This is a genomic window from Leptothrix ochracea L12 (assembly GCF_000262525.1).
Window position 1 is genome coordinate 45,768 of sequence record NZ_JH660693.1, and the last position, 3,778, is coordinate 49,545.

Annotated in this window: 6 protein-coding genes; all 6 read left to right on the top strand. The window is 59.7% G+C overall.

Annotation, left to right across the window (positions count from 1 at the left end; all coding sequences use genetic code 11):
- The first annotated feature begins 105 nt into the window (after positions 1–105).
- On the top strand, positions 106–366 hold the full coding sequence (gene rpsP / locus LEPOCDRAFT_RS02385) for a 30S ribosomal protein S16 (RefSeq protein ID WP_009453624.1): 261 nt from the start codon (positions 106–108) through the stop codon (positions 364–366).
- Between the two features lie 16 nt (positions 367–382).
- Positions 383–973, top strand: a complete 591-nt coding sequence (gene rimM, locus LEPOCDRAFT_RS02390) for a ribosome maturation factor RimM (RefSeq protein ID WP_245526380.1) — start codon at positions 383–385, stop codon at positions 971–973.
- A gap of 7 nt (positions 974–980) precedes the next feature.
- The gene (gene trmD / locus LEPOCDRAFT_RS02395) at positions 981–1,760 is read left to right on the top strand and encodes a tRNA (guanosine(37)-N1)-methyltransferase TrmD (RefSeq protein WP_009453626.1); all 780 of its coding nucleotides are present in this window, start codon (positions 981–983) and stop codon (positions 1,758–1,760) included.
- Positions 1,761–1,828: 68 nt separating this feature from the next.
- Positions 1,829–2,182 (top strand): 50S ribosomal protein L19, encoded by a 354-nt coding sequence (rplS, locus tag LEPOCDRAFT_RS02400; protein WP_009453627.1) that lies wholly within the window; start codon positions 1,829–1,831, stop codon positions 2,180–2,182.
- A 47-nt stretch (positions 2,183–2,229) separates the two neighbouring features.
- Positions 2,230–2,910 carry a CoA pyrophosphatase gene (locus LEPOCDRAFT_RS02405; RefSeq protein ID WP_009453628.1) on the top strand — a complete coding sequence of 227 codons (681 nt, stop codon included), beginning with the start codon at positions 2,230–2,232 and terminating at the stop codon, positions 2,908–2,910.
- Positions 2,911–2,974: 64 nt separating this feature from the next.
- A partial coding sequence (locus tag LEPOCDRAFT_RS02410; protein ID WP_009453629.1) for a cobalamin biosynthesis protein occupies positions 2,975–3,778 on the top strand: 804 nt, incomplete at its 3' end.

The following is a 3,778-nucleotide window of genomic DNA, read 5'->3' on the forward strand; positions in this document are numbered from 1 at the left end:
ACGGGGCCGAGAATGCATACGACGGCTTATAGCTATTTTTCGATCTGCTGATCCTGAGTGTCCGGGGTGCAGTGGATCACTGACAAACTGGTTCAAGGAAACAACATGGTCGTGATCCGACTTGCCCGTGGCGGCGCCAAGAAGCGTCCTTTCTACAACATCGTCGTGGCCGATAGCCGCGAGCGCCGTGATGGTCGCTATCTGGAGCGTGTGGGTTTTTACAACCCGGTTGCCTCAGCCAAGGACGAAGCCCTGCGCGTGGCGCTCGACCGTGTCGAAGCTTGGGTTGGCAATGGCGCTCAGCCTAGCCCGACCGTGGCTCGCCTGATCGGCCAAGCCAAGGCCAAGGTCGCTCCGGCGGCCTAAGCCGGCTGCAGATGTCTTGACCGGGAGTGTCCCAGTGATTCATATCGGTGAAGACTTGCCCTGGCCCGAGGATGCGATCGAAGTCGCTCGCATCCTTGAGCCTTGGGGCCTGAAGGGCTGGTTTCACGTTCAGCCCTATGCCGCCGATCCACAGGCGGTTTTCTCCTCCAAGCGCTGGTTTATCCTGCCGCCCGAAGGCAAGCCCCGCCCCAAAGATGCACCGGCTTTGCCCAAGGTTTTGCGTATCACGCAAGCCAAAGAGCACGGTGATGGCGTGGTCGCCACGGCCCAAGAAGTGCCAGACCGCAATGCATCCGAAGCCCTGAAGGGTGCGCGCGTTTTTGTGTCGCGCAACAGCTTCCCCACGGCTGATCCCGACGAGTACTACTGGGTCGATTTGATCGGCTTGGCGGTCGTCAATCGCGAGGGTGCTGATTTGGGGGTGGTCACCGATCTGATCGCCACCGGCCCGCATAGTGTGTTGCGCCTGAGTGCCGGCACCGAGGCTGAGCCGGTTGAACGCATGATTCCTTTTGTCGCCGCCTACATCGACTCGGTCGATCTGCAAGCGCGGCGCATCGTGGCCGATTGGGGCCTCGATTACTGAGCCCTGCGTGCGCTTCGATGTCCTGACGCTCTTTCCAGAGCTTTTTGAGCCCTCTTTGCGCCTCGGTGTCACCCGCCGGGCCTTTGAATCGCGCCAAGTCGATGTGCAGCTCTGGGGTTTGCGCGACTTTGCCGACAACGCTTACCGCCGTGTTGATGACCGTCCTTTTGGCGGTGGGCCTGGCATGGTCATGTTGATTGATCCGCTTGAGCGTGCGTTGGCCGCAGTGCATGCGGCGCGCGCTGCGGCGGATATCGCTGCTGCCTCACCGTCAACGACTCCGCAGCCGCCCGTCATCTTGTTCAGCCCCGCTGGCCGGCCGTTGACGCAGGCGCGGGTGCAGGCTTTCAGTCGCAGCCCCGAGGGCGCTATCTTGATTTGCGGGCGCTATGAGGGCTTGGATCAGCGTTTTGTCGATCGACACGTCACGGAAGAAATCAGCTTGGGTGACTTTGTGCTTTCAGGCGGTGAGCTGCCTGCCTTGACGCTCTTGGACGCCGTGGCGCGGCTGATGCCTGGGGTGCTGAATGACGAAAAATCGCATCAGCAAGACAGCTTCTCCGATGGGCTGCTGGATTGTCCACACTACAGCCGGCCAGAGGTTCATGCGGGCGAAGGTGTGCCATCGGTGCTTATGTCCGGCCATCATGCTGAGATTGCCCGCTGGCGTCGTGAGCAGCAATTGACGGCGACCGCGCGTCGCCGGCCTGATTTGCTGGAAAAGGCTCGACGCGAAGGCTTGCTCAGTCGGCAGGATCTGAAGCTCTTGTCAAAGCTGGGTTTATAATGCTCGGTTTTGATCCTCTGGCGGGTCAATGTGTCATTGGATGCCGCCACGATCGCCTAGGAGTTTCCATGGATCTGATTCGTCAGCTTGAGCAAGAAGAAATCGCTCGTCTGAACAAGACTATTCCCGCATTCGCTCCCGGTGACACCGTGATCGTGAATGTCAACGTGGTTGAAGGCACCCGTAAGCGCGTTCAGGCTTACGAAGGTGTGGTCATTGCCAAGCGCAATGGCGGCCTCAACAGCAGCTTCATCGTGCGCAAGATCTCTGGCGGCGAAGGCGTTGAGCGGACTTTCCCGCTGTACAGCCCGCTGATCGCTTCGATCGAAGTCAAGCGTCGCGGTGATGTGCGTCGTGCCAAGCTGTACTACCTGCGTGAACGCAGCGGTAAGTCGGCACGTATCAAAGAAAAGCTGGCTTGATCCGTTTGATTCAGCCGCTGATGAAACCGCCTTCGGGCGGTTTTTCCATGCCTCGTCCTGCTTTGATCCGTGATCCGCGCCTGATTCCCGTCATCGCGACGGGGGCGGGACAACCGTCGGTGCCGCCTGAACGCTTGCGTCCACAGGCGCTGCGTGAGCGTTTTGCACAGACTTTTGCTTGGCAGCCCAATCTTCACGGGGATGGGCGCGTCTTGCCAGATCGGCCGTTGGCACAAGCGGCGGTGTTGATCGCCTTGATGCTGCGTCCCGAGGGCCTGACCGTTTTACTCACCCAGCGAACCGCCCATTTGCGTGATCACGCCGGGCAGATCAGTTTTCCGGGCGGGCGAAGTGAGCCGGAGGATGCGGATGCGGTGGTGACCGCCTTGCGCGAAGCCCAAGAAGAAGTCGGTTTGTCGGCGGATCGCGTGGAAGTTCTCGGTTGTTTGCCGAGCTACACCACGATCACCGCGTATCGCGTCATTCCGGTGGTGGCCTTGGTGACCCCGCCTTTGCACTGGCAACCGGATCCTCAGGAGGTCGCTGAGATCTTTGAAGTGCCGCTGTCGTTTCTGATGGCGCCAGAGCATCACCAGCAGCACGGCTTTGAGGATCAAGGCGCTCGCCGCAGCTTCTTCTCCATGCCTTGGCCGAATGATCAGGGCTACTTTATCTGGGGGGCGACAGCAGGGATGCTGCGTAACCTTTACCATTTCCTGCGCGCCTGATAGCCCCTGAGACGCAGGGTTTGGTTGTCTCCTTTAAGCGACATTGCCCCGGTATCATCACACCATGAGCTTCCTCGCCGTGTTATTGGCTTTGATTGTTGAGCAGATCCGACCCTTGCAGTTGGCCAACCCGGTGCACGCAGGATTTCTCGCATGGGCACGCTGGGCCGGCGTGAACTTCGACGCTGGTCGAGAGCGCCATGCATGGGTGGTTTGGTCGGTGACGGTGATCGCTCCGGCTTTGATGGTCAGCATGATTTTCGTGCTGCTCGATCACTACAGCGTGGTGCTGGCCTTGGGCTGGGATCTGGTCGTGCTGTATTTCACCTTGGGCTTTCGGCAGTTCAGCCATTACTTCACCGATATCCGTGACGCTTTGGAGCAAGGGCGTGAGGATGAAGCCCGGGCGTTGTTGCGGGATTGGCGTCATCTGGATGCCAGCGAATTGCCCCGGACCGAACTGCTGCGCCATGTGATTGAGCATGCCCTTTTGGCCGCGCATCGACACGTTTTTGGCGTGTTTTTCTGGTTTGTCTTGGGCTCAGCGTGTGGGTTGGGACCGCTTGGAGCCGTGCTGTACCGTATGGCTGAATTTGGTTCGCGCTATTGGGGCCACAAGCAAGCTCGTGAAGCGGCACCGACGTCCGAGCGTTTGATGCGTCGTTTTGTGCAGCTTTTCGAGATCATCGATTTTGTGCCTGTACGCCTGACTGCCGCTGGTTTGCTGTGGTGGGTAATTTTGAGGAGTCGGTCGGCTCTTGGCGGCAATACGCCAATCTTTGGGCCGATCGCAATGTGGGCGTGTTGCTGGCAGCCGCTTCTGGCGCATGTGGCGTGGCCTTGGGTGGGCAGCGCCCGCAGCAAGCTC

Coding starts and splice junctions, on each gene's coding strand:
- rpsP (WP_009453624.1), top strand. CDS start 106: ATGGTCGTGATCCGACTTGCCCGTGGCGGCGCCAAGAAGCGTCCTTTC.
- rplS (WP_009453627.1), top strand. CDS start 1,829: ATGGATCTGATTCGTCAGCTTGAGCAAGAAGAAATCGCTCGTCTGAAC.
- LEPOCDRAFT_RS02405 (WP_009453628.1), top strand. CDS start 2,230: ATGCCTCGTCCTGCTTTGATCCGTGATCCGCGCCTGATTCCCGTCATC.